The sequence below is a fragment of the Halostella pelagica genome, from assembly GCF_004762015.1.
Taxonomy (GTDB): domain Archaea; phylum Halobacteriota; class Halobacteria; order Halobacteriales; family Natronoarchaeaceae; genus Halostella; species Halostella pelagica.
The window spans coordinates 444980-467279 of the sequence record NZ_SJES01000002.1 but is presented as its reverse complement, the minus strand read 5'-3'; the positions used below and the strand labels follow the sequence as shown (position 1 = coordinate 467279).

Sequence of the window (22300 nt, the reverse complement as noted above, 5' to 3'; positions counted from 1 at the left end):
AGTCAGAGGTTCTCCCACATGTACGTCAGTCGGTCAGCCGTGTCGTCGGCGTCGAGCGCCGGAGCGCGTTCCGTGCGTTCTATCCGCGCCTCGTACGCTCCGTCTTCGAGTTCTATCGACACAGACGACAGCGTGGCGGAGAACACCTTGTGGTGGCCGCCGTCCGGATCAACTCTGGTCTGTTCCTCGATGAGTTCGTGCTGCTTTAACCGTTCGATACGTCGGTATATCGTCGGGAGAGATGCGTCGCAGCGGTCACTGAGCCTTTTGGCTGACATTGGTTCCACACTGGTCTCCGCGAGGATCGAACGAGCGTACTCGTCACTGATGAGATCGAGCACGTCATCGAGTTCCCGATCCTCACTCACGTGTCGAGCAACGGCCAGTTCCGTTTTAAATTCCCCGAGTACTTTCCGAGCGAGAAAAACCGAAGCAACCGGGCCACACAGCGCTCGAATGTCCAGTCAGTCGTCTGCAAACGGTTTTGTGCCGCCCGTCAGGTCGCGGACGGTTTCGACGGCATCGCCGATGTCAGCGCCGGCCTCGGCTGCCCGCTCCAGAATCACGTCCGCCATGAGGTCCTCCGTCCCGACCGCACCGGAGTACCAGATGCGGTGCCCATCGACTGTAGCAGGCGTCTCCCAGCCGGTTCTGTAGTCGTCAGTAAGCCCCATGTCCTCGGGAATGTCCTCCTGCGTGTGGTAGCCGTCCGCGATAAACAGCGGTACCACGACGATGTCAGGCGAGGAGAAGAAGTCGGTCACGTCGTCGACTTCAGGCTCTTCGTCCATGAACAGGGCCTCGACTTCGTCGAACTCGCCGCGCTCACTGATGCGGTCGGCGTGGTACTCGATGGCTTTGGCGCTGTTCTCGTTGCGTTCCGTGCCGTGGCCGACCACGGCCAGTCCGACGCCGTCACTGAGGTCCGCGTCGCCGGTGACGCTCTCCGCTCGCTGGACGATGACATCGCTCATTGCGTCGTGAGTTCCGACCGGCCCGCAGTAGTGGACGGTCTTGTCGACGTCGTCCGGCGTGCCGCTCCGCGGTTCCCATCCGGGGTTGGGGTCGTCCAGGCCGACATCGTCGTCGACGCGGAGTTCCCGCGGGATGACTTCCTCCGTGAAGTACCCTTCACTGACGAACAGCGGTACGACGTACACTTCGTCGCTCTCGACCGTCCGCAGCACTTCCCTGAAGTGGGGCTGTTCCTTCCAGAACCCGGTGACGACCTCGTCGAAGGCGTCCGTCTCGCAGACGGTGTCCGCGTGACGGTAGGTCGGCGTGCTGGAGTCCGGATTCAGGTGAGAGCCGTGTGCCACGATAACCAGCGCTTGCATACGTCTATCGAAGGGGCAAAGCAACTTAGGGACTTCGCCAGGGCCGTCAGCATACAGCGGATCCCAGGGTGACGGTACCGTACCTCGAACCCAAATAGGGGTCGGTTTTATCCCTTCGGAGCGGCGTGACAGGCTCATGTCACTCGCTGCTCGAACGCGCGAGGCCGTCGCCGACCGACCGTTTCTCGTCGACGCACTCAGGGCCGGCGTGGCGAACTACACGGCAGTCGCCCGGTTTCTCGACGTGGAGGGCGATGTCGATGCCGTGGCGACCGCGCTCCGTCGGTTCGCAGACGAGTTACCGCCGTACGAAACGGCCGAGCGCGAGGCTCGCGTGACGATGGAGGGCGGTCTCGGCGAGGTCGCCGACCGCGGCGACGCGTTGTTCGTCGTCGGCGACACCGCCCTCGCGCCGACAGGGGGATCACTTCAGGGCGTGTTAGCGACAGGTGACGTCGACGCCGCGGCGCTCGCAGCGGTGCTTCGGCAACTGTCGACGGCAGGCGTCACCGTCGAAGCGGCGGGGACCGCGGGCGACGTGCTACTGGTCGTCGTGGACCGTCGTTCGGGTGCAGACGCCGTCAGAACGGTGGAAGGCACGCTGGAGGCCGTCCCGAACCGGGATCACTGATCGTCGAGTTGGTCGTCGGTCGTCTCAGCGAGACCGTCATCCTGAGGTTCCGCCGTCGTTTCGTTCGTCACATCGCTATCGGTGGCCGCGGCTGGCAGTCCAGCGAAGACGAGAACCAAGAGGACAGCCAGCACGGCTACACCCGATTTGCGGACGTGGCCCGCGAAGAGCGTCGTCAGTCGACTCGGTAGCTGTGAGCGTCGGTACTCGGTGTCTATCAGCGTCGTCATGGTATAGGGATGCTGTCCGCGGGCGGCCAGCGGGAGCGGCCGGGTATACTGACGTTTCCACGCCGAGTAGCAGGGTACTCTGACGTTTCCGCGCCGCCGTCAGTACGTCCGGATTAGCCGTCCGTCGCGGAGCGAACTACCGTAGCCGACTCGGGGAGATAAACGTAGAACACGCTTTAGAACCGTTTCACATTGGTTACTGGGGCCTCTGCTTCGGAAACGCGTTCTTAGCCCCGGTAATAGATCGTTACGAGCCGCGTTTGAATGAGTACCGGTGCGAAGGCGAAACCGCGAAATAGCGGCAATAGCGGGGCCACGGTCGACGGTTTCGGCACGAGAGAAACGAGTAAGCGAGGCTTAGCGGACGAAAACTGGAACGTTACGAACTTCCCCCCGGGATCTCCTTGCTCTCGTCGGCGATGTCGTCCCAACTGACTGTCTCCTGTTCGATGATGTTCTCCGGGTCGAGAGCGTCGTCGCGAAGGACAGTCGCTGCAAGGCCCGACGGCGGCGACAGTTCCTGTTCCTCTGACGGTTGGCCGTCACCCGCTGTCTCGTTGTCCGCAGTTGCGTTGCCCGCTGTTTCGTTCCCGGCCGACACGTTGTCCGCCTGGCCGCCAACGGTTTCGTTCGCGTCGGCTGTCGCGTTCTCGGCCGTTACGTTTCCGGGAACGCCCTCTCCGGCGTCCTGACTGGCGGAAAACGCCGGCTCCGGAACTTCCTCGGCACCGGGGCCCGACGCTTCGCCCGCAACGACGCGGACGACCATGCCGAGGAACTCGTGCGGACCGCAGTAGAGGTCGTACACCCCCGGTTCGTCGAACGTGTAGAGCCAGTACGCGCCCTCGGCGAACAGCGGCGAGGAGATGGGCGGAACGTCCTCCGGCACGCGCCGAGTCTGTCCGAACCCGGGATGATAGGCCATCACGTTGTGGAACGGCGAAACTAACGAGAACCGCACCGTGTCGCCGGGTTCCACGTACACGCCGGTCGGGTCGAAAAAGAACTCGGGGTTCGGGCGGTCCTCCCGCATTTCCGTGTAGAGTTCGACCTCTCTGTCGGGTTCGACCGGCGGTTCGACGTCGTCGGAGAGCGCCGGGAAACCGAACGCGGGACGTATCTGTCCGGTAGCTTGACTGGCGTCGCCCCCGTCCGACGAACTTTCGATGCTTCCGCGCATTGAGGTCGGGTGGAAGCTACAGTAATACTCGGCCATCTCCTCGCTCGCGGTGAATTCGAGAGACGCCGTTTCGCCCTCCTCGCTCACCGTATCGGTCGATTCGAGTTCGTTCCCGTCCGCGTCCTCGATGACTAGACTGTGTTGGGCTCCGTCGCCGTTCTCCCAGGTGAGCGTGTAGGTCTGTCCGACGACGAACTGGAGCGTCGGGTTCGTCTCGCCGGCTATCTCTTCCGGCGACTGGCCTTCCCAGCCGTCGACGACCCCGAGCAGTTCGTACGACCCCTGCTGACGGTACGCGTTACTCTGTGCTGCTGTCACGCCACCGATCCCGGCGACAGCGCCGGTGCTTGCCGCATACTTGAGTACGTCACGCCGCGACGCACCGTTCCAGTCGTTTCGAGTCATTGCCACCGGAAACTGCTACCGTTACGAGAATAAATCCGAGAGACAGTTGTTTACAGTTCTCTCTCGCAATGGGTGTGTTCCGAGACACAACGCGGGATTACCGCCGGTTTCGACGCCGCAAAGCGGTTCCGACGATTTCAAAGGGAGCGGGGAAGTAGTGGCGGGCAATGACGGTACACGTGACGAACACGCTCACCGGCGAGAAGGAACCGTTCGAGCCACAGGACCCGGACTCCGTTCTCCTCTATCTCTGTGGCCTGACGGTTTCCGACCCGGCCCATCTCGGCCACGCCCGGGCGTGGGCGCACACTGACGTTATCCACCGATGGCTCGAACACGAGGGGTACGAGGTTCGCCACGTGGAGAACTTCACCGACATCAACGAGAAGATAGTGGCTCGCGTCGGCGAAGATGGCGACAGCGAGGCCGATGTCGCCGAGAACTACGTCGACGAGACTCTGCAGGACATGCGCTCGCTGAACCTGAAACGGGCGACTGTCTACCCGCGAGTCTCCGAGCACGTCCCGGAAATCATCGATATGGTGGAGACGCTCATCGAGAAGGGCTACGCCTACGAGTCGAACGGCTCGGTCTACTTCGACGTGAGCGAGTACCCCGACTACGGAAAGCTCTCGAATCAGGACATCTCGGAGATGGAGTCCCAGGGCGACGAAGGCGACCGGACCGAGAAGCGAAACTCGGCCGACTTCGCACTCTGGAAGGCAAACGGCGTCGCCGAGAGCGACATCGCGGAGCATCGTCACGACGATGCCGGACCGGCCGACGAAGCCGTCGAGACTGCCGAGACGTGGGAGTCGCCGTGGGGCGAGGGCCGTCCGGGCTGGCACATCGAGTGCTCGGCCATGTCGACGACGCATCTGGACGACACTATCGACATCCACGTCGCCGGGCAGGACCTCGTGTTCCCGCACAACGAAAACGAGATAGCGCAGAGCGAGGCCGCCACGGGCGAGCAGTTCTCCCGCTACTGGGTCCACGTCCGACTGTTAGAGACCAGCGGAGAGAAGATGTCGTCATCGCTGGGGAACTTCGCAACCGTCGAGACCCTCGTTTCCGAGGAGGGTGCGAACGTGGTCCGAACGTTCCTGCTCTCGACGGCGTACCACAACCGCGCCACATTCTCCGAAGCGACTCTGAACGAGGCCCGCGAGCGCTGGGAGCGCCTCGACCGGGCGTACGACAGGGCCGCCGCCGCCGCCGACAGCGCAGACGCTCGGACCAAGGTAGTCGACGACGACCTCCGCGACGCCGTCGTCGAGACCCGAGACGCGTTCCCCGCGGCGATGAACGACGATTTCAACACCCGCGAGGCGCTGTCCGCACTCCTCGAACTGGCCTCGGCAGTCCACCGCCACGTCGACGAACACGACCGATACGACTACGGGAGTCTCAACGCGGCGATCGAGACGTTTGACGAGTTCGGGCGAGACGTACTCGGTCTCGCGTTCGGCGCTGAGGCGGCCGACGGTGACGCCCGCCTCGCCGACGAAGCCATCGAACTCGTGTTGGACCTGCGCGAACGCGAACGCGCGGCCGGCAACTACGAGCGCGCTGACGATCTGCGGAATGAACTAGAACGCCTCGGCGTTACTGTCGAAGACAGCGACGACGGACCGACATTCCGGCGTTGAAGATAGGCCACGAACCTTATATGTTCTGACCCGGAACACCAGTTCATGACTCTTACACGACGAGCGTTCGGTGGGTTGGTGAGCGGTGCTATCGTCGCCGGAACGGGCTGTCTCGGATTTATCTTGGGTGACGAAGCCCAGAAGTTCGAAGCGTCGCCCGCAACCATCAGTGCCGAGGCGAGCGGCGAGACGGGCTACGAACAGGCGAGCGAACCGGAGTCCGAGGAGATGCGGATCGAACGAACTGTGGAGGGTGGGGGACAGGAGCGCGACATCGTCGCGGTCAACTACATCAGCCAGTACGAGAAAACCGTCGAATTCCTCGGCCAGGAGAAACGCGCCGCGGTGTTCATTGCCTTTTCCACGCCGGAAGTCGAGATACTGGGCAAAACGCTCAATCCGGTCGGCGAAATGGACAACAAGAAACTCATCGAACAGGCACAGGGGAAGTACGAAGGTCTCACTGTCGGCAACGAGGTCGGAACCCGCGAAACCGAACTCCTCGGATCCACCGTCGACATAACGAAATTCGAAGGCAGCGCCGACCTCGACGGTACCGAAGTCCCCGTGTATATCCACGTCGGACAGACGGACCACGACGGGGACATCGTCATTCCAATCGCTGTCTACCCGCAGATGGTCGACGAGGAACCGGAGACGTACACGAACATAACCGGAATCGAACACTAGCTCCCGGGCAGGATATCCCCGAGGGCACCACCGATAGCCATCGCCACGAAACAGACAGTCACTTGCGAAGCTGCGACGTGCGGGTCCGACCAATCGACGCGGCCCCACGCGGTCATTGCCACTACCGCCGTGACCGAAGCGACCCCGACAACGCCGACCAGCCGGCGCGGTATCAGCCCGAACAGCGGTTCGTGCACCCGGACGTCCTGAATATCTGCGACGTACAGTATCCCGACGACGACGGCGACTCCGAAGGTAAGCGTTCCCACGAGGTAGGCCGGATGGGTGGCGATGAACTCGCCCACTTCCAGCGTTCCGCCCTCGACCAGCATGGGGATGCCGAACACGACGCTTCCGACGAGCGCCTCCGCGACGTCGCCGCGGTCGAACCCCTTGATAACGTTGCCGAAGACCCCGGAACCGGTGTCGACCCGCCTGGCCATTCGCATCGTCTCGCGGACCTGTTCCCGTTCCGATGTCGAGTCGACGGACTCCTCGAGGTCTTCGAGTTCGTCGAGTAAATCGTCGATATCTGGGCTCGGTTCCCCGTCCATACCCTGTTCTCGGATGCGGCCGGCAAAAACCCGCGGACGGTCAGGCTGAGTTCTCTATCTCGACTTTGTGGACCGAGGCGTGGAGGTACGTGATCGGTGGCGGAACGACTCCCGCGGTCGGGAGAGTCGGTTCGACGTTTTCCAGGCGGTCGTCGTATTCGAACTCGCCGATGTTCGCGACCTCCATCGGTCCCGCGATGATCGATCCCGTGACGCTTCCGCCGCCTGTCGCCAGGCAGACGTCGATACCGGTCTGACAAGAGGACGTGGCCGAAGACGCGTATCTGTCCGCTGCCTCGTTCGTCCCGGTCGCCGGCGTGTTCCGCGGCGCATAGACGCTTCCGGTGAAATCACCCTGGCCGAGCGCGAAGTGCATCTGGGAGGTGCCGTAGATCTGCAACCGACCCGGATTACCGCTGTCGACGTACGCTCCACCTCCGCCGTTGGAGACGGCCATATCGCCGGTCATGTACACTCTCAGGGCCGTGTCGGTCCCCGTATCGTTGACCACGCGGATGGCCTGGCCGTCGAGAGCGACGCTCCCGTTGACGAACAAGGTGACGTTTCCGGTCCCCACGTCGACTTCGAGGTCCTGACTACTCAGATGGAGATCGTCGTCAAGATAGTACGTCCCCTCGTCGAGTTCGTTGTTCGGCGGGAGCGACGTTACGACAGTGCTGTTGTTCTGGACTGACCGCATCCGCTGTTTGATGACGCCGTCGAGCGCCATCATTTCCATCGAATCGCCTTCCGTAACGCAGTCGGTACCCGTTCCAGCGTCGCAGTCGACGTTGCCTTTTCCGACGACGGTACCTCCGGCGGATATCTCTGTCGTCACGTCCGGATTACCCCGATTACCGACAGTAACATCGCCTGAGGCCACCAGTCCCGTATCGAAGTTACCGTCGATCTCACGCTGTCCGAGTACGACGATGACGCGGTTCTCGTCGTGGTCTAGCTCTCGGATGGCCGAATCGTCGACGTTCTCGCGGAAATATTCGGCCCAGCCGGTGTAGTACGGGCTGGTGATGTTGACGGTAACTACCTCTCCCTCGACCAGCGAGATGTCCGAGAGCGGTGACACGGTCTCCTGCTTGGTGACGGTGACTTCCCCGCCAGTGAGGTGTTCGTCACCCTCGAAACTCGTGATAGGGAGCGACAGCGTGTGGTCGACGTTCGAGCCGTTGGTCCGATAGTTGAGGTCGGGTCGGGAGATGACCTGTGTCTCGTTGCCCTCGTTACGCCAGACCGCACCGGCCTGATACGCAAACGTCGTCCCGTCCTGTTCGTAGACGATAGCGCCGAGTGGCTGGTCGACTACGGGGTCTGAACTGCCGGACGTATTGATGACGATGCGGCCGGTCCCGGACTGTCGAACGGCACCTTCGGTCCCAGAGAGGTCCATATCGACGGAGCGGGACACGTTGGTCTCGCTCCGCGAGACGGCATCGACTTCGCTGTCTAGGTGAAGAAACGCCTGTTCGACGCGCTCGGTTTCGGCGGCCTGTTTCGAATCGCTAACGGCTTCGGTTGTGACGAAGAGGATCCCGACAGTGATCGTTGCCGCGAGACCGAACAGCAATACGACCGCGAGCACGGCAGACTGTCCGCGCCGGTTATCGCGGTCGAACACGTCACACCCCTCCTCGGAGCAGTCCGTTGCGCTTCGGAGAACGCTTGATTCCCGCAGTGTAATATTTCATTCTTCGAATGATACGCCGTTATATGTAAATAATCTTCCCCTTGTAACTCTTTCACACATACCGTATTTATCCCCGGTATACAACCTCTCACGGGTTCCGAGCAGGGGTGTGCATCCGAACACGGCTACTCTCATAGACGAACCACCGTTTTATGGCTCACCCCCCGGTCGGAGTTTCGACAGGTCGTCTCGTCAGTTCGAGGTCAGTGCTAACCGGGGGGATTTTTCGGGGGGACCGCCGTTGAGACACCTATGACGCTGCCGGACCTACTCGCGGACGACGCTCGTGCTATCGATACGCACGCCCATCAGCCGACGTCCGAGTTCCTCCACGACGCGGGCGGACAGATGATGCGCGACGCCGCCGACCGTTTCGGAACGGATCTAGAGACTCACGGTTACGACGAGATGGTCGCGGAGTACGAGGAGGCGGGCGTCGGAAACGCGGTTCTCCTGGGATGGGACGCCGAGACCAATACGGGTAACCCGCCAGTGCCGAACGACTACGTCGCCGAGGTCCGCGACGAGTACGACGACTTCTTCGTCGGGTTCGCGGGCGTGGACCCGCTGAAAGACGACTGCGCCGAAGAGGCCCGCCGCGCGGTCGAAGACCTCGACCTCTCCGGGTTCAAGTTCCAGCAGATCGCACAGGGGTTCGACCCGAGCGACCCGGCCCACGAGGAACTGTTCTCCACCATCGAGGATCTGGGAGTCCCCGTCGTGTTCCACGGCGGCAACTCGACGCTCGGTGCGTGTAGCCCGGGCGGACGCGGCCTCAAGATCAAGTACGGCAATCCGATGTTGATAGACGACCTCGCCGCCGAACACCCGGACCTGCAGATACTCATCGCGCATCCGGCGTTCCCGTGGGAGAAAGAACAACTGGCCATCTGCCAGCAGAAGGGCAACGTCTACATGGACCTTTCCGGGTGGATGCCGCGGTACATCGACGACCAGGTGATCCACTACGCGAAGACGCTCCTATCGGACAAGGTGATGTTCGGAACTGACTACCCGATGATCGATCCCGGGCCGTGGCTGGAGCAGTTCGCGGAACTGGACCTGCCCGAAGACGTTCAGCGAAAGATCCTCTGGGAGAACGCGGAGCGGTTCCTCGGCCTGTAGTATTCCTGGCCGGTTAGAAGGCGTACCCGTCGTCGTCATCGCCGATCGACCGTTCGTCCGTCGCCATCATCTCCTCCTCGAAGCCGACTTCGCCGCGCTCCTCGGTTTCCGCGACCGTCTGGTGTTCCTTGATCCCGAGCGACAACAGTTCCTCTATCGCCTCCTCGCGGTTGACGAACTTCCCCTGGTCGACCATCTGATCGAGCTGGACTTCCACGTCGTCCGGTAGCGTCACTTCTATGCGAGGCATCGTAGGGTGGCTATTTCCCCCACGGACATGAACCCTTTGCCGACGTGTTTGGGACGCGACCAACCGCCTCGCGTGACCCCGGGTCGACTTCCCTTCAGTCGAAATCGGGCGGACGCCCCTCCAGGAACGCGTCGACGCCCTCCTCGTGGGCCGGCGTGTCGTACGCCTGCGCCTGAAGATGGTTCTCGTAGTCGAGCGCCTCCCGCCAGTGTCGCCCCGCGTTCTCGTGGAGCGCCTGCTTCGTCAGGCCGATCGTTTGCGTCGGCCGGTTCGCGAGCGTCGACAGCAGTTCCTCGACTACCCCATCGATGGCGTCGTCGGCCACCGACTCGTTTATCAGGCCGAGTTCGGCGGCGGCGTCCGCGGAGAACGTCTCGCCGGTGAACGCGAGTTGCTTCGCCGCGCGAAGTCCGATCAACTGCGGGAGGAGAAACGTCCCGCCCGTGTCCGGAATAAGTCCGACATGGACGAAGGCGCATCCGAACGACGCTGACTCCACACCGTACGCGAAATCAGAGACTGCGGCGAGAGCCAGGCCCGCGCCGACGGCGTCGCCGTTTACCTTCGCGACGATCGGTACGTCCGCCGTCAGCGCCGCTTCGACGACTCGACCGAACGTCGCTCGGACCTCTTCGTACGCCTCGCGGGTCGACATCTCGCGTTCCGCCATCGACTCGATGTCGCCGCCGGCGCAGAACGCCTCGCCCTCACCGGTCAACACGAGGGCGTCGAACGTCTCGTGTGACACGTCCTCGATCCGGTCTGCCAGGTCGCTCGCTATCTCTCTCGTCATCGCGTTGCGCGAATCGGGGCGGTCGAACGTCACGGTCCGGACGCCGTCCTCGTCAGATACGTGCATACCTGACCTATATCCTGAGGGTTTAATTAGTTACTTTGTGTAGCCCGCCGCATGGACGTAGAGTCTTTCTTCGAGGAGATGCCGTTTGCAGAACTGCTCGGCGTCGAAGTGACCGAGGTCGACGACGGCCACGCCGAGGGGCGCGTCGAAATGCGCGAAGACCTCTCGTGGAACGCCGACCGCGAGATGGCCCACGGCGGCGTCACGTTCACGCTCGCTGACACCGTCGGGGGCGCGGCGCTTGTCTCCGTCGTGGACCAGCCTGTGCCGACAATCGACATGCGGATCGACTATCTCAAAGCCGGGACCGGGGACCTGCGGGCGGAGGCCGACGTAGTGCGTTGCGGGAGCGACGTTGGCGTCGTCGACGTTGACGTGATCGCGGAGGACGGTACTGTCGTCGCTGACGCTCGCGGCGTGTACAAAACGGGCTGAGACGACCCACTGTTCGAAGAGTTCCTTTGCTCTCGCTGAGAGCGTTCGAGAAACGCCGACCGAATGAGTAGCGACGCCCGTCGCGGGACGAGGGAGACGAACGAGGCGACGATTCGCCCTCGGAACACTCGTGGCCGAGATGATTCATTCAGTATCTGTGTTTAAAAACAGACATGGACAAGGTAATTAGTATGGGCGAGTAACTATAACGGACGAACATGGACGAAGACGCGCTCGGAGAACGGGTCGCCCTCCGGAGATCCGGCCTGTACAGTACCCGAACTCGGGTTCGGTCCGAGGCGACCCCGCGGACGAGACAGATCCCCCTCTATCGGTCTGGTCGTGGGCGTGCCTCCGGTGCGACCGCTCACCAGCCAACCCCCGAACCGAACACCTATCGCTCGTCGACCGGTGGCCGCGGAGACGGTATGACAGCTATTTGATGGCCCATGACATCCACACTCGACCCAGACGACCTTTCCGACCGGGAACGAACCGCAGTCGAACACCTGCTGTTCCGCCTGGCTGACGACGAACTCGTCCTCGCGGAGCGATACTTCCAGTGGGAGGCCCGCGCGCCCTCTCTCAGGTCAGGCCTAGCGCTTGCCACTATCGCTCAAGACGAATTCAGCCACGCACGCCTCTGGTACGACCTGTTACAGGACTTCGGACACTCGGAACTGTCTCTCATTTACGAACGCGACCCTGGCGAGTTCCGTCACTCAACGCTCCCGGAGCTACGGCTCGCCGACGGGAACTGGGCCGGCGCGGTAGTGCGGGGCTACTTCTACGACGTCGCCGAGGACCTGCGGTTGGCATCGCTGGAGAGTTCGACCTATCCGCCGATCGCCGACCGCCTGGAGAAGGTTCGCGGCGAGGAAGAGTACCACCGCAAGCGTGCCCGCAGTTGCCTCGAACGACTCGCCGAGGGCGAGCGCGGCCGCGAGCGTCTGCAAAACGCCGTCGACCGTCTGTTCCCGCACGCGCTGACGCTGTTCGAACCGGTCGACGAGAACGTCGAAACCGACATCGTCGACCTGGGCGTACGCCGGAGGGGACTCGACGATGTTCACATGGAGTGGCTCGCGACGGTCGAACCGTTCCTCGAATCGAACGGCCTCCGACTCCCTATCGAAGCGGGAACTGCTCCCGCAAACGGCCTGTCAGACGTCGGCGGGCGGGCCCAGAATCACACTGACGACTGGGACGGCCTCCACGCCGAGATGCGCCGGGCGTACCGGGAACGGGAACGAGTGGAAGTCAATCGCATCGTCGAGGACCCGGACGACATCTAACGGGACTGGCCGGACACACTACCGCGACGAAGTGTACAGGCTTCCGAAGTAGCCGACGCTCCGTCCGTTTCCACACGTGTAACGTCTTCGGAAAGCCGTTCGAGAAATACGAATAGATCGGTACGAAGCGGTCGGGTCTATCGTTCGACCGCAACCGTTTCCGACGAGTGAATCCACGCCTCGTCGTTGTCCGCGTCGTACACCACGAAGCGGTCGTCCTCAGTCTCGTACGCGCAGTATCTGTCTTCCTCCTGGTTTGCAGGGGGGTCGTTGTTCGCTTCCATTCGCTACCTGATTGTCCGTGCCGCCGGGTATAAAAGCGTGTCTCGGCGACAGACTGACCTGTCGGCCCGTCAGACCTGGGGCAACGTCACCTGAACGACAGTCTTCTCGCCCTCGTCGACGATAGATAGATCGCCGTCCGAACGGGCGACGACCGCCTGCGCGACGCGGAGTTCCAGACCTTCGGCGTGAGAGATCGGGGTCTCAGGCGTGTCCTCCAGCGCTGTGCGTTCGGTTTCGGGTACGGACATCTGGTCGCTCGTCACGCGGATGACCACGTCGTTTCCATCGTGCTCGGTCACGACCCGTACCGACGGAGACGACGCTGTCGTGTACCGCAGCGGTAATTCGACCACGTTCTCTATGGCGACATCGACGTACTCGTCAGCTAACGCCCGGGAGTCGCCGGCGAGTTCCGTGGCGATCGTTGCCGTCGGGTAGTCGGAAGCCAGTTCTTCGACGCAGTTACATACCAGTTCGTCCACGTCGACAGGCGTGTTCGGGCGGTCCGGATCGTTCATCACTCGCCGGAGGAGACGGGTTTCCTCGGTCAATTGCAGGAGGTCCTCCGCGGTTTCGAGCATCGCCTCCGCGTGCACTTGCGCCTGCGTGTCGTCGACTTCGTCGACGATCATCTCCGCGCGGCCGTGGATCACGTTGGTCGCGTTGCAAACGTTGTGTCGGAGTACCCGCCGCAGGATCTGTGCCTGCTTCGTGGAGCGTTCGAGGTCCGCCTTTGACTCGTGTAGCGATTCGAAACTTCTGGCCGTCAGGAAGTAGATCGACGCCGCGGAAACGGCGACGAAAACGCTACCCTTGAGGATCTGAAAGCGGACCGCCGACTCCGGCTGAGGGACTAACTGAACAACGACGGTGTCGGACATCGTCACCCACAGCACGCCGAGTAGCGCATACACTGAGGCGATTTTTAGCGCGCCACGGTCACTTGGAACTCCCACTGTATCTCACGGTCCGCCTGTGGGAACATAAAACTCGTCGCGTCCGTGATGTGTCTGTTGGGTATGATCTTATCAGCCGACCGAACTGAGTCGACCGCTTCCGTCACGTGACTCCGAGCGGTGACAGACGCGGCAGTCGTACAAATCGCGACGAGAAACCAGTTAGTCGACAGTCACTCGCCGGTCGACCGTGCGTTCAACAACCGTCCGAGAAGGCCACGGAGGTTCTGTTCGGATGACTCCGATCCGTAGACTCTCACGGAGTCGACGCCCGAGTAGCCGTGTTCTCCGGACTCGTCGCGCTCCCAGTACAGCCACGCAGTTTCTTCCTTGCCGTCGAGTCCGGTTTCGTCGACCGGGAACTCCAGTACGAGCGCGTCGTGACCGTCACCGTGTCCGCTCTCGACCTGAGTGACCGTCCCGCTGTCCATCGGGCGCGCTCCCTCGCCGTCTTTCACCGTGAACCGCGACCCGAAGCGATAGCGTACGGGTTCGTCTGTCGGGTCGAACGTTTTCCGTTCGCCGTCCTCATTCAGGAACTCGACGGGGTGGACGGCAACGGAGACGGACTCGTTGGTGTGTAGGTCTATGAAGTTATCCGCGTTCTGCGGTTGGATATCGATACTGAGTTCGTGCGGAAAGTGCGCTGCCGCGACGCCGCTCAGGGCCGGGAGAGCGGCGACGGTAGCTCCAACGCCCAGCGTTCCTTTGAGTAGACGACGCCGCGTAGTAGTGGTAGCTGGTGAATGCCCGGTCAGTGTTTGTAACGTTGATTTCGGCATGCAATATAGGGGGCTCGGTGTACAGTGATTTAGAGATTCTAGTCCGATTACCGAACCACCGTATCGAGAACGCATATACAAGGCCGGCGTCTAACGGGTGAGTATGAACGATAGGATCCCCTCCGGGACGGGATGGTTCGAGAGCGTAGATCCCGGCGACGTGGAGGGAGCCGCCACTGGAATACGCGATGGTAGCGCGGCCGCGCCCCTGAATTGGCCGGTGCAAGCGGTCGAGGCCGGCTTCGCCGACAGTGAAGACGACTACTACGACCAGCTCCGCGAGGCGACGCTCGCGGCGACGGCAGCGGCCGTCGAGGAAGCCGAGCGGGCCGACGACCGCCAGCTCGCACACGCGGTTCGAGCCATGGACGACTGCGAGCGGACGGCAAACGAACTGGCGGAGCGCGTCGCGGAGTGGGCGGGCACGCTGTTCGACGATGCTGGGACCGGCGTCGAGTACGCACGGACGCTCGCGGAGAGTGACCCTGACGGCCCCACCGAGCGACGGGTCGTCGACCTCGCTCGACGGGTGGCGTCGCTGGCCGACGAGCGCGACGAACTCCGGACGTTCGTCCAGCAACAGGCGAGCGTCGTCGCGCCGAACCTGGCTGCGATGGCCGGCCCGGTGCTTTCCGCGCGTCTCATCGCACTCGCGGGCGGCCTGGGGTCGCTCGCTAAGATGCCGAGTGGCACCGTTCAGGTTCTCGGTGCCGAGGACGCGCTGTTCGCGCACCTGCGCGGGCAGGCGAGTTCGCCGAAACACGGGATCATCTACACGCACGAGTACGTCCGCAACACTGCTCCCGACCAGCGCGGGTCCGCGTCGCGTGCGCTCGCCGGGAAACTGACTATCGCCGCCCGCGTCGACCACTACTCGGGCGAGCGCAAACCTGAACTGGACGACGAACTGGACGACAGAATCGCGTCTATCCGCTCGCGGGGTGGCGACGAATGAGCCGTCCCGACGGCGTCGCCCGGCGGACTATCGACGGGGCCGAACGGCTCGCGACCCGCGGCGCGCCCGTCTACGGCGAGCCGACCGACGGGGAGTGGCGGCTGTGGGACGCCCGCCGGTCGAAACTCGGTGCGATGTTCGAGAACGGTATGGAAACGGGACTGTCGGACGGCGATGCAGTTCTCTATCTGGGCGCAGCGAGCGGGACGACCGTCAGCCACGTCGCCGACTTCGCCGGGCCGACGTACGCCGTGGAGTTCGCTGCGCGGCCGGTGCGGGACCTGTTAGATGTCGCGCGCGACCGCGAGCGCCTGTTTCCGCTGCTCAAGGACGCCCGGAAGCCGGAGACCTACGCGCACGTCGTCGAGAACGAACTGGACGCTATCGTGCAAGACGTTGCGACGCGCGGGCAGGCCCGCGTCGCAGCCGAAAACCGGCGGTTCCTCGACGACGACGGCCGGCTGATCGCCGCAGTCAAGGCGCGCAGCGAGGACGTCACCAGGGACCCGGACAGCGTCTTCGACAGTGTCCTCTCTGAACTGGAAGAGACGTACGAACTGCTCGAAACGGAGCGGCTGGAACCGTTCCACGACGACCACCTCGCCGTCGTCGCGCGGCCGCGGTAGACCCTCTGTCGGGCGAGCGTCCTCACTCAGTGCCGTCGGGGGCGTCCCCGTCACCGTTCGAGCGGTCCCTGATAACCGGCATGCTCGGGTCCCGATACGGGGAGCGGCCGAGGACGCTCCCTTCGAGGTCCTGTTCGTCGAGTTGCTCCCGTAGCGTCCGGTTCAGTCGGTTCACGCTGGTCGTGTCCAGACCGTGGGCCGCCAGCAACTCTCGATACTCGGGGTTCTCTTTGATGGATTCGAAGCGCTCGTACAGCGATTCGAGCCTCTCCGGCGACTGGTCGCTCACCCACCCCTGGTCATGGAGGCCGAGTTGCCGTCGTCGCTCGTCGTCGACGACGTACTGGACGACGACCAGTGCGACCTTCTCGATAGCGCGCTGGCTTCCGAACGCCGTCAGGTCGAGATCGACCATGATCCCGAGCGCGCGGTCGCGTTCCCAGGCGGTGAGCGAGAGCGTACTGCAGAAGGCGTGGGTGATTCGAGCCTTCTCCAGTCGATGCATCCGCGCGCTGTGACCGTCCATCGCCGGGTGTTGCTCGTCGTGGAGTCGGCGGAGGTTCTCCCCCACGTCCGCGTCCGGACGGTCAGCACGGCCGATGAGCGTCGCGCTCGGCGTCACTACGTCCCATCGCCTGATGCGTTCGTCCTTGACGGCATCTAACCGCGACAGCGATCCGTCGCCTGGGCCGGTGCTAATGTCCCTACGTAGCCACGCCCGTTCGATGCTCGTGGGTGGTCCGGTCGACGTCTGCGGCGGGCCGCCACTCATCTCGTGCGGTTTACGCTCCCGAGGGTATAGAAAGGCATGGCTTCGTACTGTCGGCTGTCTCGTCGGAACGATGTTTGATACTTGGGGTGCCGGAGTTTTTCACTGGCGTACAGCCGACTCTGTCGGAAGAAAACTGGACCGCAGAACCCGACGCATTTCCTCACAATGAACCCTTATCGCGAGAAGCACTTAAAGGGTCAATGGCCTCACGTGAGATCCGTAGTCGCGGCCAGCGGTGCCGGTCGAGAGACGCTACGCTCGAAGACAGATAGTCTCCCGAGAATCCTTCACTACGAACCCTTGTCGCGAGAAGCACTTAAAGAAACGCCGTCAGTGCGACTGACGAGCGCATCGCTTCCCGGAGTGAACTCAGGCAGAATCCTCTACTATGACCCCTTGTCGCGAGAAGCACTTAAACGGTCGACCCGTCGGACAACCGTCTGGCCCGTCTCGCCGGCGTTGAGACGATCCGGTGGCAGGCCTGCCGACTCCAAACCCTATTTATTCGCGGGTTGCAAACTCTCGGGCGATGGACCGGGCCGCCGCCGAGAGGTTCGACGAGTTCGGGACGCTTGGGATAGAGGAGGAGTTCTACGTCGTCGACGAGGAGGGCCGTCCCGTCTCCGGTACGGACGACCTCGTCTACCGGCACGACCCACCAGAGATACTCGACGGTCGACTGGACCACGAGTTGTTCAAGTGCGTCATCGAGACGCAGACGCCTGCCGTCGAGTCGCTCGGTGACGCCGAAGAGTCGCTGGGCGCGGTTCGGGAGGCGCTCGTCGACCACGCGGAGCGACACGGGTACCGAATCGCCGCGGCGGGCCTCCACCCTACGGCGAAGTGGCGTGAACTGGAACACGCCGAAAAGCCGCGTTACAGGTCTCAGCTCGACCGAATACAGTACCCTCAACACCGCAACACCACGGCCGGCCTGCACGTTCACGTCGGCATCGACGATGCCGACAAGGCGACGTGGATAGCCAACGAGTTGCGCTGGTTCCTGCCCGTAATGCTCGCGTTATCGGCGAACTCGCCGTACTGGAACGGGTTCGACACCGGCCTGCAGTCCGCCCGTGCCAAGATATTCGAGGGGTTGCCGAACACGGGGATGCCGACCGCGTTCGAGGACTTCGACGCCTACCACGAGTTCGAGCAACGGATGTTAGCGACCGAGTCGATACACGACCGCGGGGAGCTCTGGCACGAGGTCAGGCCCCACACGGAACACGGGACCGTCGAGGTGCGGACGCCGGACGGACAGGCTGACCCCGAGCGCGTGATGGCGTTCGTGGAGTACACGCGTGCGCTGGTGTTTGACCTGGCCGAACGATACGAGGACAGCGCGAACCCCGAGCCGCCGGATATCGCGGGCGGAGACGTGGGGACCGAGGGCCTGCGACGCGAACTGCTCGACGAGAACAAGTGGCGCGCACTCCGGCGCGGTCACGACGCCGCGTTCGTCACCCGCGACGGCGCGGAGACGATAGACCTCGGCGAACTCGTCGACAGGGAATCGGAGCGCCTCGGCGTGACGGGTATCCGCGACATCTACGGGTCCGAAAGCGGGGCCAATCGGCAGCGCCGACTTCGCGAATCGGAAGGTCTCGACGCGCTCTGCGAAGCGCTCCTCCTCTAAGCAAGGTTTTTCACCGTTGGGGTATTCCGTCCTTACAGAAAGGACAATGGACGACGATACTGAAAACGACAACGACGACGTGACGGTCGAAGGCGACGAGGTCGAGGAAGCGGCGGTCGACGTCGACGAGGACGTGGAGGTCGAGGAACGACTGGAAGTCGACGAGGAGGGAGACGTTCACGAGGAAGTGGCCGTCTCGGAGGGCGACGACGAGACCACCGTCGTTGACGAAGACACTGACGTGGAGACCGAGAGCACCACGCAACGTGCAGTCGACGGGTTCGACCAGGGCGTCGTCGATCTCCTCTCGTGGATACTCGACACGGAGACTCGCGCGAGAATATACGTCCACCTGCGAAAGAATCCGGGCAGCACGAGCGAAGAGATCGCCGGCGGGACCGGTCTGTATCCGAGTACGGTCCGCGAGGCGCTTGCGGAACTCCACGAGGAAGAGATAGTGAACCGGCGCAAACGCGAGAGCGACGGCGCGGGCAACAACCCGTACGAGTACACCGCTATCGCCCCGAGCGACCTGGTCGGCGGCATCGTCGGACAGGTTCAGAGCGAACTGAACACCGTGTTCAACCTAGACGATTACCTCTCGGAGACCGAGTCAGTCCTCGACGAAGAGGCGGAAGACCCGGTAACTATCACCGTCAAGGACGACAGGGACAGCGACACTGAGGAGTCTCGGGACGACGACGCCGAGACGTAACCCGACTCTTTTAAGCACCGGGAACCGATTTACGACGATATGAAGGTAGCGCTGGGTGGGACGTTCGACCCGGTGCACGACGGGCATCGATCGCTGTTCGAACGGGCGTTCGAACTCGGCGACGTTACCGTCGGTCTCACCAGTGACGAACTCGCGCCGAAGACCCGCAAGGAGGACCGCTACGTCAGACCCTTCTCCGAACGAGAAGCGGACCTCGACGAAGAACTCGCCTCGTTCGCCGAGGAGTACGACCGCGAGTACGAGATACGGACGTTGACGCAACCGACAGGCATTGCCACGGAACCGCAGTTCGACTACCTGATCGTCTCGCCGGAGACGGTCGACGTCGCCGAGCGGATAAACGAGATACGGGAAGAATGTGGCAACGCTCCGCTTACCATCGAAGTCGTCGAGTACGCCCGCGCCGAGGACGGCGACATCATCTCGAGTACCCGCATCGTCCGCGGCGAGATAGACGAACACGGGACCCTCACGCCGGACCGTGAGGGCCGCGAACGACAGGATAGCTGACTCCATCGACTTCGCACCCTCGGTGATGATTGAACCGATCCCGATGTCGACGCGGTCGTGTACGGGACGGTGTCAGCGTTCCGTCCGAACTCGTCGAATCGACGAGGCTGCTTACGACGCCGCTTTCGGCAGCCGTCGCTTAGACCCCGAATAGTCCCGGGCCGATAGCGTTCGGGATTCTGTCCGACAGTATCCGCCCGGTATCTACCAGCCCGGGGGTTCGAGTCCGGCGTTTTCCAGTATGTCTTTCCACCGCTGCTGGATACTCAGCCGCGAAACGTCGGCCGCATCCGCGACTGCCCCCTGGGACCGCTCCTCGCCTGCGATCAACGATCCGGCGTAGAGACTCGCCGCGAGAGACGTTCGTTTGGACCCGTCTTCGGTCTGGATGGCCGTGAGAAAGAGGTCTGTCGCCGTCGACCGCGCCTCGGATCCGAGGTCGAGGCGGTCAGCCGCGGCGTGGAGCTGTTCGATCCACTCCTCGTTATCGACTCTATCACGGGCCCGATACATGAGCGGTGATTGTGGTCCGGCGAACTTAAGCGCGCGGTCGGAACGACAGGTATTTTTTGCAGACACGGGTACGTGGGGACGAGCGCGGGTAGCCAAGCCAGGAAACGGCGCAGCGCTTAGGACGCTGTCCCGTAGGGGTCCAGGAGTTCAAATCTCCTCCCGCGCACTCGATCCTCACGCAGTCCCGTGGTTTTGCTTGTGCACACAAGCATGACAGCCAAGCAAAACGAACGCTGCGACATTCGAATCGAGTCCGGGCGGAAGATCCGATTAGTCCCGGAACCGAACCGTGACGCACTGAACGATAAGCAGCTCGTGGACTACCGCGAGCACCGCGCCGAGTTCATCGAATGGCTACGATCGAAAGGGAAGAACCCGGGTAAGCGCGAAGGGTACTCAGATTACACCGTGTACGAGACCGCGTACAAGACCGCCCGGTTCGATCGATGGACATGGGGTGAAGACGGTCGATACACCGTCCCGCCACGACCCGAGCAGGCGACGGAGTACATGGACGACGTCGTCGCATACCGTGACGTCACGAACGCGACGAAGGGCAAGACGGAGGAGGCCTTGATGCGGTACTACCGATGGGCATCAGGGACGTCTCACGTCGCCGAGTGGAACCGAGAACAACGATTCCGTTCCGGCGGGGGCGATGCTCCGCGTGACTACCTGACCCGGCGTGAGCGACGCCTGGTGCGCGAGGAAGCCCTCGAAACGGGCGACGGGTGGCGCGTCGCATCAATCGTTCTCACAAGCCTCGATGCCGGGTTACGACCCGTAGAAGTCGCGCGAGCGCGACCTGCGTGGGTTGATACGCAGAACATGCTACTCAGAATCCCGCGCGAAGACTCATCGAAGAACGTCGATAACTGGCGCGTCAGTCTAACGAGTCGAACGGCGACCGCGCTCGAACACTGGCTGCAGGAACGCAGCGACGACTCGATGTACGACGATCGTGACGAACTCTGGTTAACCAGAGAAGCAACCGCGTACGGGTCCCGGTCACTCTCCCGGTTACTGTCCAGACTGTGCGACGATGCAGGAATCGACTCAGGCGGACGAAGTCTCACGTGGTACGCCGTTCGACACAGTGTTGGCACCCTGATGACTGCAGAGCGGGATTTGAAAGCGACGAAGGACCAGTTACGGCACAAGTCGGCGAAGACGACGATGAAGTACGATCAGGTTCCAGTGGAAGACCGTAGAGACGCGTTAGAGAAATTCTGAGCACCGCGGGAGAGAGGCAGGCACCCCAGTCCCGCGCTCACCGGAGGTTGTACATCTCAGGACGGTCCAATGCGTTCAGCACTGTCGCTCGCACGCACCCCAACATCGAAGCTGCCTCACGCTTCGACGTCCCCGAATCTCTGACCTGCTGAAGGATCGTGCAGACACGATCGTAATCATCCGCGGGAACAAGCCGCCCATCCTTCGCTTCGAAGCCCAACGGAGGACGACCGCCAGTGTGCTGATACGTGTTCTCCCCCTCAGCCCGCGGATGGATCGAATCAGCCAACGTCGTCACCACACGCTTCCGTGCACCCTCAACAGGACGCCCCGACAGCAACGCAATCTTCTGTGAAGCTGTGTGCACAGTCACTCCCCCATCAGTCACGAGCGCGTCAACATGACCGACCCCGACGGAACTGTCAACGAGCGCGTCAACATCATGCGTGACCACGTGCAGAACGTGGTCATCACGCTTAGTCTCAATCACGAGAGACTGCAGCCCCGCAGCGGTCCCGATGCGATCGTGGTAGATGCGTAGCTTATTGAGCTCATCTTCGAGCCCCTGCTCACGGAGTGTCGTGACTTCGCCGGGCTGCGAGGTTTCCATTGAATTGAGTGCACTGCTCACAGCTTGATTGATATCGAGTTCACGAAGCCAGGTTTCTCCGGACCGGTTCGACGCGTGGACCAGGCAGGCTTTGAGATTCTCAGCTCGCTCACTCTCACTGTTGCCTGTGACGTAGATGCTGGTCGATGCTGGTTTGTGTTTCTGTGGCATCTTACTAGAACGTAACACTTCCAGAAACATAAGTGACAGGGGTTCCTAACATGTGAAAAACGAAAATGACAGTGTAACGCGCTCCGAAACGCGCGAAAAACACCGCTCAGGGCATATCTCATAACACGAATCAATTACGGTGATTCGAGGGTGGTCAGATCGGGGTG

26 protein-coding genes and 1 tRNA gene are annotated in these 22300 nt (G+C 62.5%); 13 read left to right on the top strand and 14 right to left on the bottom strand.

Translation table 11 applies throughout. From position 1 onward, the window contains the following. Positions 1-2: 2 nt before the first annotated feature. Positions 3-368 (bottom strand): ArsR/SmtB family transcription factor, encoded by a 366-nt coding sequence (locus EYW42_RS06810; RefSeq protein WP_135534498.1) that lies wholly within the window; start codon positions 366-368, stop codon positions 3-5. Between the two features lie 96 nt (positions 369-464). Then, positions 465-1337 carry a CbiX/SirB N-terminal domain-containing protein gene (locus EYW42_RS06805; protein WP_135534497.1) on the bottom strand — a complete coding sequence of 291 codons (873 nt, stop codon included), beginning with the start codon at positions 1335-1337 and terminating at the stop codon, positions 465-467. Between the two features lie 136 nt (positions 1338-1473). Here EYW42_RS06805 and EYW42_RS06800 point away from each other — a divergent pair, with 136 nt between their 5' ends. Next, positions 1474-1968: a DUF7523 family protein gene (locus tag EYW42_RS06800; protein WP_135534496.1), complete on the top strand. Its 495-nt coding sequence runs from the start codon at positions 1474-1476 to the stop codon at positions 1966-1968. Here the strand turns inward: EYW42_RS06800 and EYW42_RS06795 are convergent. Beyond that, the gene (locus EYW42_RS06795; protein WP_135534495.1) at positions 1962-2198 is read right to left on the bottom strand and encodes a hypothetical protein; all 237 of its coding nucleotides are present in this window, start codon (positions 2196-2198) and stop codon (positions 1962-1964) included. The two genes, EYW42_RS06800 and EYW42_RS06795, sit on opposite strands and share 7 nt — an antisense overlap. A 379-nt stretch (positions 2199-2577) precedes the next feature. Continuing rightward, entirely contained in the window at positions 2578-3783 is a 1206-nt protein-coding gene (locus EYW42_RS06790) for a plastocyanin/azurin family copper-binding protein (protein WP_135534494.1), read from the bottom strand. Positions 3784-3950: 167 nt separating this feature from the next. Here EYW42_RS06790 and cysS point away from each other — a divergent pair, with 167 nt between their 5' ends. Both cysS and EYW42_RS06780 read left to right on the top strand, forming a co-directional pair. Continuing rightward, the gene (cysS, locus tag EYW42_RS06785) at positions 3951-5435 is read left to right on the top strand and encodes a cysteine--tRNA ligase (protein ID WP_135534493.1); all 1485 of its coding nucleotides are present in this window, start codon (positions 3951-3953) and stop codon (positions 5433-5435) included. A gap of 45 nt (positions 5436-5480) precedes the next feature. Beyond that, entirely contained in the window at positions 5481-6125 is a 645-nt protein-coding gene (locus EYW42_RS06780; RefSeq protein ID WP_135534492.1) for a DUF6517 family protein, read from the top strand. Here the strand turns inward: EYW42_RS06780 and EYW42_RS06775 are convergent. Together EYW42_RS06775 and EYW42_RS06770 are read right to left on the bottom strand one after the other, a co-directional pair. Then, a complete protein-coding gene (locus EYW42_RS06775; RefSeq protein WP_135534491.1) occupies positions 6122-6679 on the bottom strand; it encodes a DUF2391 domain-containing protein in 558 nt (185 codons plus the stop codon). The two genes, EYW42_RS06780 and EYW42_RS06775, sit on opposite strands and share 4 nt — an antisense overlap. Positions 6680-6719: 40 nt before the next feature. Continuing rightward, positions 6720-8312, bottom strand: coding sequence for a DUF7289 family protein (locus EYW42_RS06770; protein ID WP_135534490.1), 1593 nt, complete (start codon positions 8310-8312; stop codon positions 6720-6722). A gap of 321 nt (positions 8313-8633) precedes the next feature. Between EYW42_RS06770 and EYW42_RS06765 the strand changes: the two genes are divergently transcribed. Further along, the gene (locus tag EYW42_RS06765) at positions 8634-9506 is read left to right on the top strand and encodes an amidohydrolase family protein (protein WP_135534489.1); all 873 of its coding nucleotides are present in this window, start codon (positions 8634-8636) and stop codon (positions 9504-9506) included. A 13-nt stretch (positions 9507-9519) separates the two neighbouring features. Here the strand turns inward: EYW42_RS06765 and EYW42_RS06760 are convergent, their stop codons facing one another. Continuing rightward, positions 9520-9756, bottom strand: a complete 237-nt coding sequence (locus EYW42_RS06760; RefSeq protein WP_135534488.1) for a CopG family ribbon-helix-helix protein — start codon at positions 9754-9756, stop codon at positions 9520-9522. Positions 9757-9850: 94 nt separating this feature from the next. Next, complete coding sequence (locus EYW42_RS06755) at positions 9851-10615, bottom strand: enoyl-CoA hydratase/isomerase family protein (RefSeq protein ID WP_135534487.1); 765 nt, start codon at positions 10613-10615, stop codon at positions 9851-9853. A gap of 51 nt (positions 10616-10666) precedes the next feature. Here EYW42_RS06755 and EYW42_RS06750 point away from each other — a divergent pair, with 51 nt between their 5' ends. Next, positions 10667-11050 carry a PaaI family thioesterase gene (locus EYW42_RS06750; RefSeq protein ID WP_135534486.1) on the top strand — a complete coding sequence of 128 codons (384 nt, stop codon included), beginning with the start codon at positions 10667-10669 and terminating at the stop codon, positions 11048-11050. A gap of 449 nt (positions 11051-11499) precedes the next feature. Continuing rightward, positions 11500-12345, top strand: coding sequence for a 1,2-phenylacetyl-CoA epoxidase subunit PaaC (gene paaC, locus EYW42_RS06745; RefSeq protein WP_135534485.1), 846 nt, complete (start codon positions 11500-11502; stop codon positions 12343-12345). Between the two features lie 137 nt (positions 12346-12482). Here the strand turns inward: paaC and EYW42_RS19760 are convergent, their stop codons facing one another. The 3 genes from EYW42_RS19760 to EYW42_RS06735 all read right to left on the bottom strand — a co-directional run bounded on the left by EYW42_RS19760 (position 12483) and on the right by EYW42_RS06735 (position 14368). Next, positions 12483-12629 carry a DUF7331 family protein gene (locus EYW42_RS19760; protein ID WP_168192967.1) on the bottom strand — a complete coding sequence of 49 codons (147 nt, stop codon included), beginning with the start codon at positions 12627-12629 and terminating at the stop codon, positions 12483-12485. Between the two features lie 69 nt (positions 12630-12698). Beyond that, entirely contained in the window at positions 12699-13586 is an 888-nt protein-coding gene (locus EYW42_RS06740; protein ID WP_135534484.1) for a HAMP domain-containing histidine kinase, read from the bottom strand. A 173-nt stretch (positions 13587-13759) separates the two neighbouring features. After that, a complete protein-coding gene (locus EYW42_RS06735; protein WP_237561288.1) occupies positions 13760-14368 on the bottom strand; it encodes a hypothetical protein in 609 nt (202 codons plus the stop codon). Positions 14369-14471: 103 nt separating this feature from the next. On the opposite strand from EYW42_RS06735, the gene EYW42_RS06730 reads away from it, so the two are divergent. Both EYW42_RS06730 and EYW42_RS06725 read left to right on the top strand, forming a co-directional pair. After that, the gene (locus EYW42_RS06730) at positions 14472-15323 is read left to right on the top strand and encodes an NOP5/NOP56 family protein (RefSeq protein WP_135534483.1); all 852 of its coding nucleotides are present in this window, start codon (positions 14472-14474) and stop codon (positions 15321-15323) included. After that, entirely contained in the window at positions 15320-15949 is a 630-nt protein-coding gene (locus EYW42_RS06725) for a fibrillarin-like rRNA/tRNA 2'-O-methyltransferase (RefSeq protein ID WP_135534482.1), read from the top strand. Before EYW42_RS06730 ends, EYW42_RS06725 begins: the two co-directional genes overlap by 4 nt. A 22-nt stretch (positions 15950-15971) precedes the next feature. Here EYW42_RS06725 and EYW42_RS06720 read toward each other — a convergent pair whose 3' ends face one another. Beyond that, on the bottom strand, positions 15972-16721 hold the full coding sequence (locus EYW42_RS06720; protein WP_135534481.1) for a DNA-directed RNA polymerase subunit epsilon: 750 nt from the start codon (positions 16719-16721) through the stop codon (positions 15972-15974). Between the two features lie 529 nt (positions 16722-17250). Between EYW42_RS06720 and EYW42_RS06715 the strand changes: the two genes are divergently transcribed. The 3 genes from EYW42_RS06715 to EYW42_RS06705 are packed head-to-tail and all read left to right on the top strand — an operon-like array spanning position 17251 to position 19606. After that, a complete protein-coding gene (locus EYW42_RS06715) occupies positions 17251-18360 on the top strand; it encodes a glutamate--cysteine ligase (protein WP_135534480.1) in 1110 nt (369 codons plus the stop codon). A 46-nt stretch (positions 18361-18406) separates the two neighbouring features. After that, a complete protein-coding gene (locus EYW42_RS06710; protein WP_135534479.1) occupies positions 18407-19075 on the top strand; it encodes a winged helix-turn-helix transcriptional regulator in 669 nt (222 codons plus the stop codon). A 39-nt stretch (positions 19076-19114) separates the two neighbouring features. Continuing rightward, the gene (locus EYW42_RS06705; protein ID WP_135534478.1) at positions 19115-19606 is read left to right on the top strand and encodes a phosphopantetheine adenylyltransferase; all 492 of its coding nucleotides are present in this window, start codon (positions 19115-19117) and stop codon (positions 19604-19606) included. Positions 19607-19810: 204 nt separating this feature from the next. Here the strand turns inward: EYW42_RS06705 and EYW42_RS06700 are convergent, their stop codons facing one another. Beyond that, positions 19811-20119 (bottom strand): transcription initiation factor IIB family protein, encoded by a 309-nt coding sequence (locus tag EYW42_RS06700; RefSeq protein ID WP_135534477.1) that lies wholly within the window; start codon positions 20117-20119, stop codon positions 19811-19813. 82 nt (positions 20120-20201) lie between these two features. Between EYW42_RS06700 and EYW42_RS06695 the strand changes: the two genes are divergently transcribed. Beyond that, positions 20202-20285 (top strand) — tRNA-Leu (locus EYW42_RS06695). Between the two features lie 44 nt (positions 20286-20329). Further along, positions 20330-21352: a tyrosine-type recombinase/integrase gene (locus EYW42_RS06690; protein WP_135534476.1), complete on the top strand. Its 1023-nt coding sequence runs from the start codon at positions 20330-20332 to the stop codon at positions 21350-21352. Positions 21353-21389: 37 nt separating this feature from the next. Here EYW42_RS06690 and EYW42_RS06685 read toward each other — a convergent pair whose 3' ends face one another. Further along, positions 21390-22133 carry a hypothetical protein gene (locus EYW42_RS06685; protein ID WP_135534475.1) on the bottom strand — a complete coding sequence of 248 codons (744 nt, stop codon included), beginning with the start codon at positions 22131-22133 and terminating at the stop codon, positions 21390-21392. Positions 22134-22300: the final 167 nt, after the last annotated feature.

Coding starts and splice junctions, on each gene's coding strand:
- EYW42_RS06750 (WP_135534486.1), top strand. CDS start 10,667: ATGGACGTAGAGTCTTTCTTCGAGGAGATGCCGTTTGCAGAACTGCTC.
- EYW42_RS06775 (WP_135534491.1), bottom strand. CDS start 6,679: ATGGACGGGGAACCGAGCCCAGATATCGACGATTTACTCGACGAACTC.
- EYW42_RS06765 (WP_135534489.1), top strand. CDS start 8,634: ATGACGCTGCCGGACCTACTCGCGGACGACGCTCGTGCTATCGATACG.
- EYW42_RS06735 (WP_237561288.1), bottom strand. CDS start 14,368: ATGCCGAAATCAACGTTACAAACACTGACCGGGCATTCACCAGCTACC.
- EYW42_RS06800 (WP_135534496.1), top strand. CDS start 1,474: ATGTCACTCGCTGCTCGAACGCGCGAGGCCGTCGCCGACCGACCGTTT.
- EYW42_RS06725 (WP_135534482.1), top strand. CDS start 15,320: ATGAGCCGTCCCGACGGCGTCGCCCGGCGGACTATCGACGGGGCCGAA.
- cysS (WP_135534493.1), top strand. CDS start 3,951: ATGACGGTACACGTGACGAACACGCTCACCGGCGAGAAGGAACCGTTC.
- EYW42_RS06700 (WP_135534477.1), bottom strand. CDS start 20,119: ATGTATCGGGCCCGTGATAGAGTCGATAACGAGGAGTGGATCGAACAG.
- EYW42_RS06720 (WP_135534481.1), bottom strand. CDS start 16,721: ATGAGTGGCGGCCCGCCGCAGACGTCGACCGGACCACCCACGAGCATC.
- EYW42_RS06705 (WP_135534478.1), top strand. CDS start 19,115: ATGAAGGTAGCGCTGGGTGGGACGTTCGACCCGGTGCACGACGGGCAT.
- EYW42_RS06790 (WP_135534494.1), bottom strand. CDS start 3,783: ATGACTCGAAACGACTGGAACGGTGCGTCGCGGCGTGACGTACTCAAG.
- EYW42_RS06780 (WP_135534492.1), top strand. CDS start 5,481: ATGACTCTTACACGACGAGCGTTCGGTGGGTTGGTGAGCGGTGCTATC.
- EYW42_RS06715 (WP_135534480.1), top strand. CDS start 17,251: ATGGACCGGGCCGCCGCCGAGAGGTTCGACGAGTTCGGGACGCTTGGG.
- EYW42_RS06760 (WP_135534488.1), bottom strand. CDS start 9,756: ATGCCTCGCATAGAAGTGACGCTACCGGACGACGTGGAAGTCCAGCTC.
- EYW42_RS06690 (WP_135534476.1), top strand. CDS start 20,330: ATGACAGCCAAGCAAAACGAACGCTGCGACATTCGAATCGAGTCCGGG.
- EYW42_RS19760 (WP_168192967.1), bottom strand. CDS start 12,629: ATGGAAGCGAACAACGACCCCCCTGCAAACCAGGAGGAAGACAGATAC.
- paaC (WP_135534485.1), top strand. CDS start 11,500: ATGACATCCACACTCGACCCAGACGACCTTTCCGACCGGGAACGAACC.
- EYW42_RS06805 (WP_135534497.1), bottom strand. CDS start 1,337: ATGCAAGCGCTGGTTATCGTGGCACACGGCTCTCACCTGAATCCGGAC.
- EYW42_RS06710 (WP_135534479.1), top strand. CDS start 18,407: ATGGACGACGATACTGAAAACGACAACGACGACGTGACGGTCGAAGGC.
- EYW42_RS06755 (WP_135534487.1), bottom strand. CDS start 10,615: ATGCACGTATCTGACGAGGACGGCGTCCGGACCGTGACGTTCGACCGC.
- EYW42_RS06730 (WP_135534483.1), top strand. CDS start 14,472: ATGAACGATAGGATCCCCTCCGGGACGGGATGGTTCGAGAGCGTAGAT.
- EYW42_RS06795 (WP_135534495.1), bottom strand. CDS start 2,198: ATGACGACGCTGATAGACACCGAGTACCGACGCTCACAGCTACCGAGT.
- EYW42_RS06685 (WP_135534475.1), bottom strand. CDS start 22,133: ATGCCACAGAAACACAAACCAGCATCGACCAGCATCTACGTCACAGGC.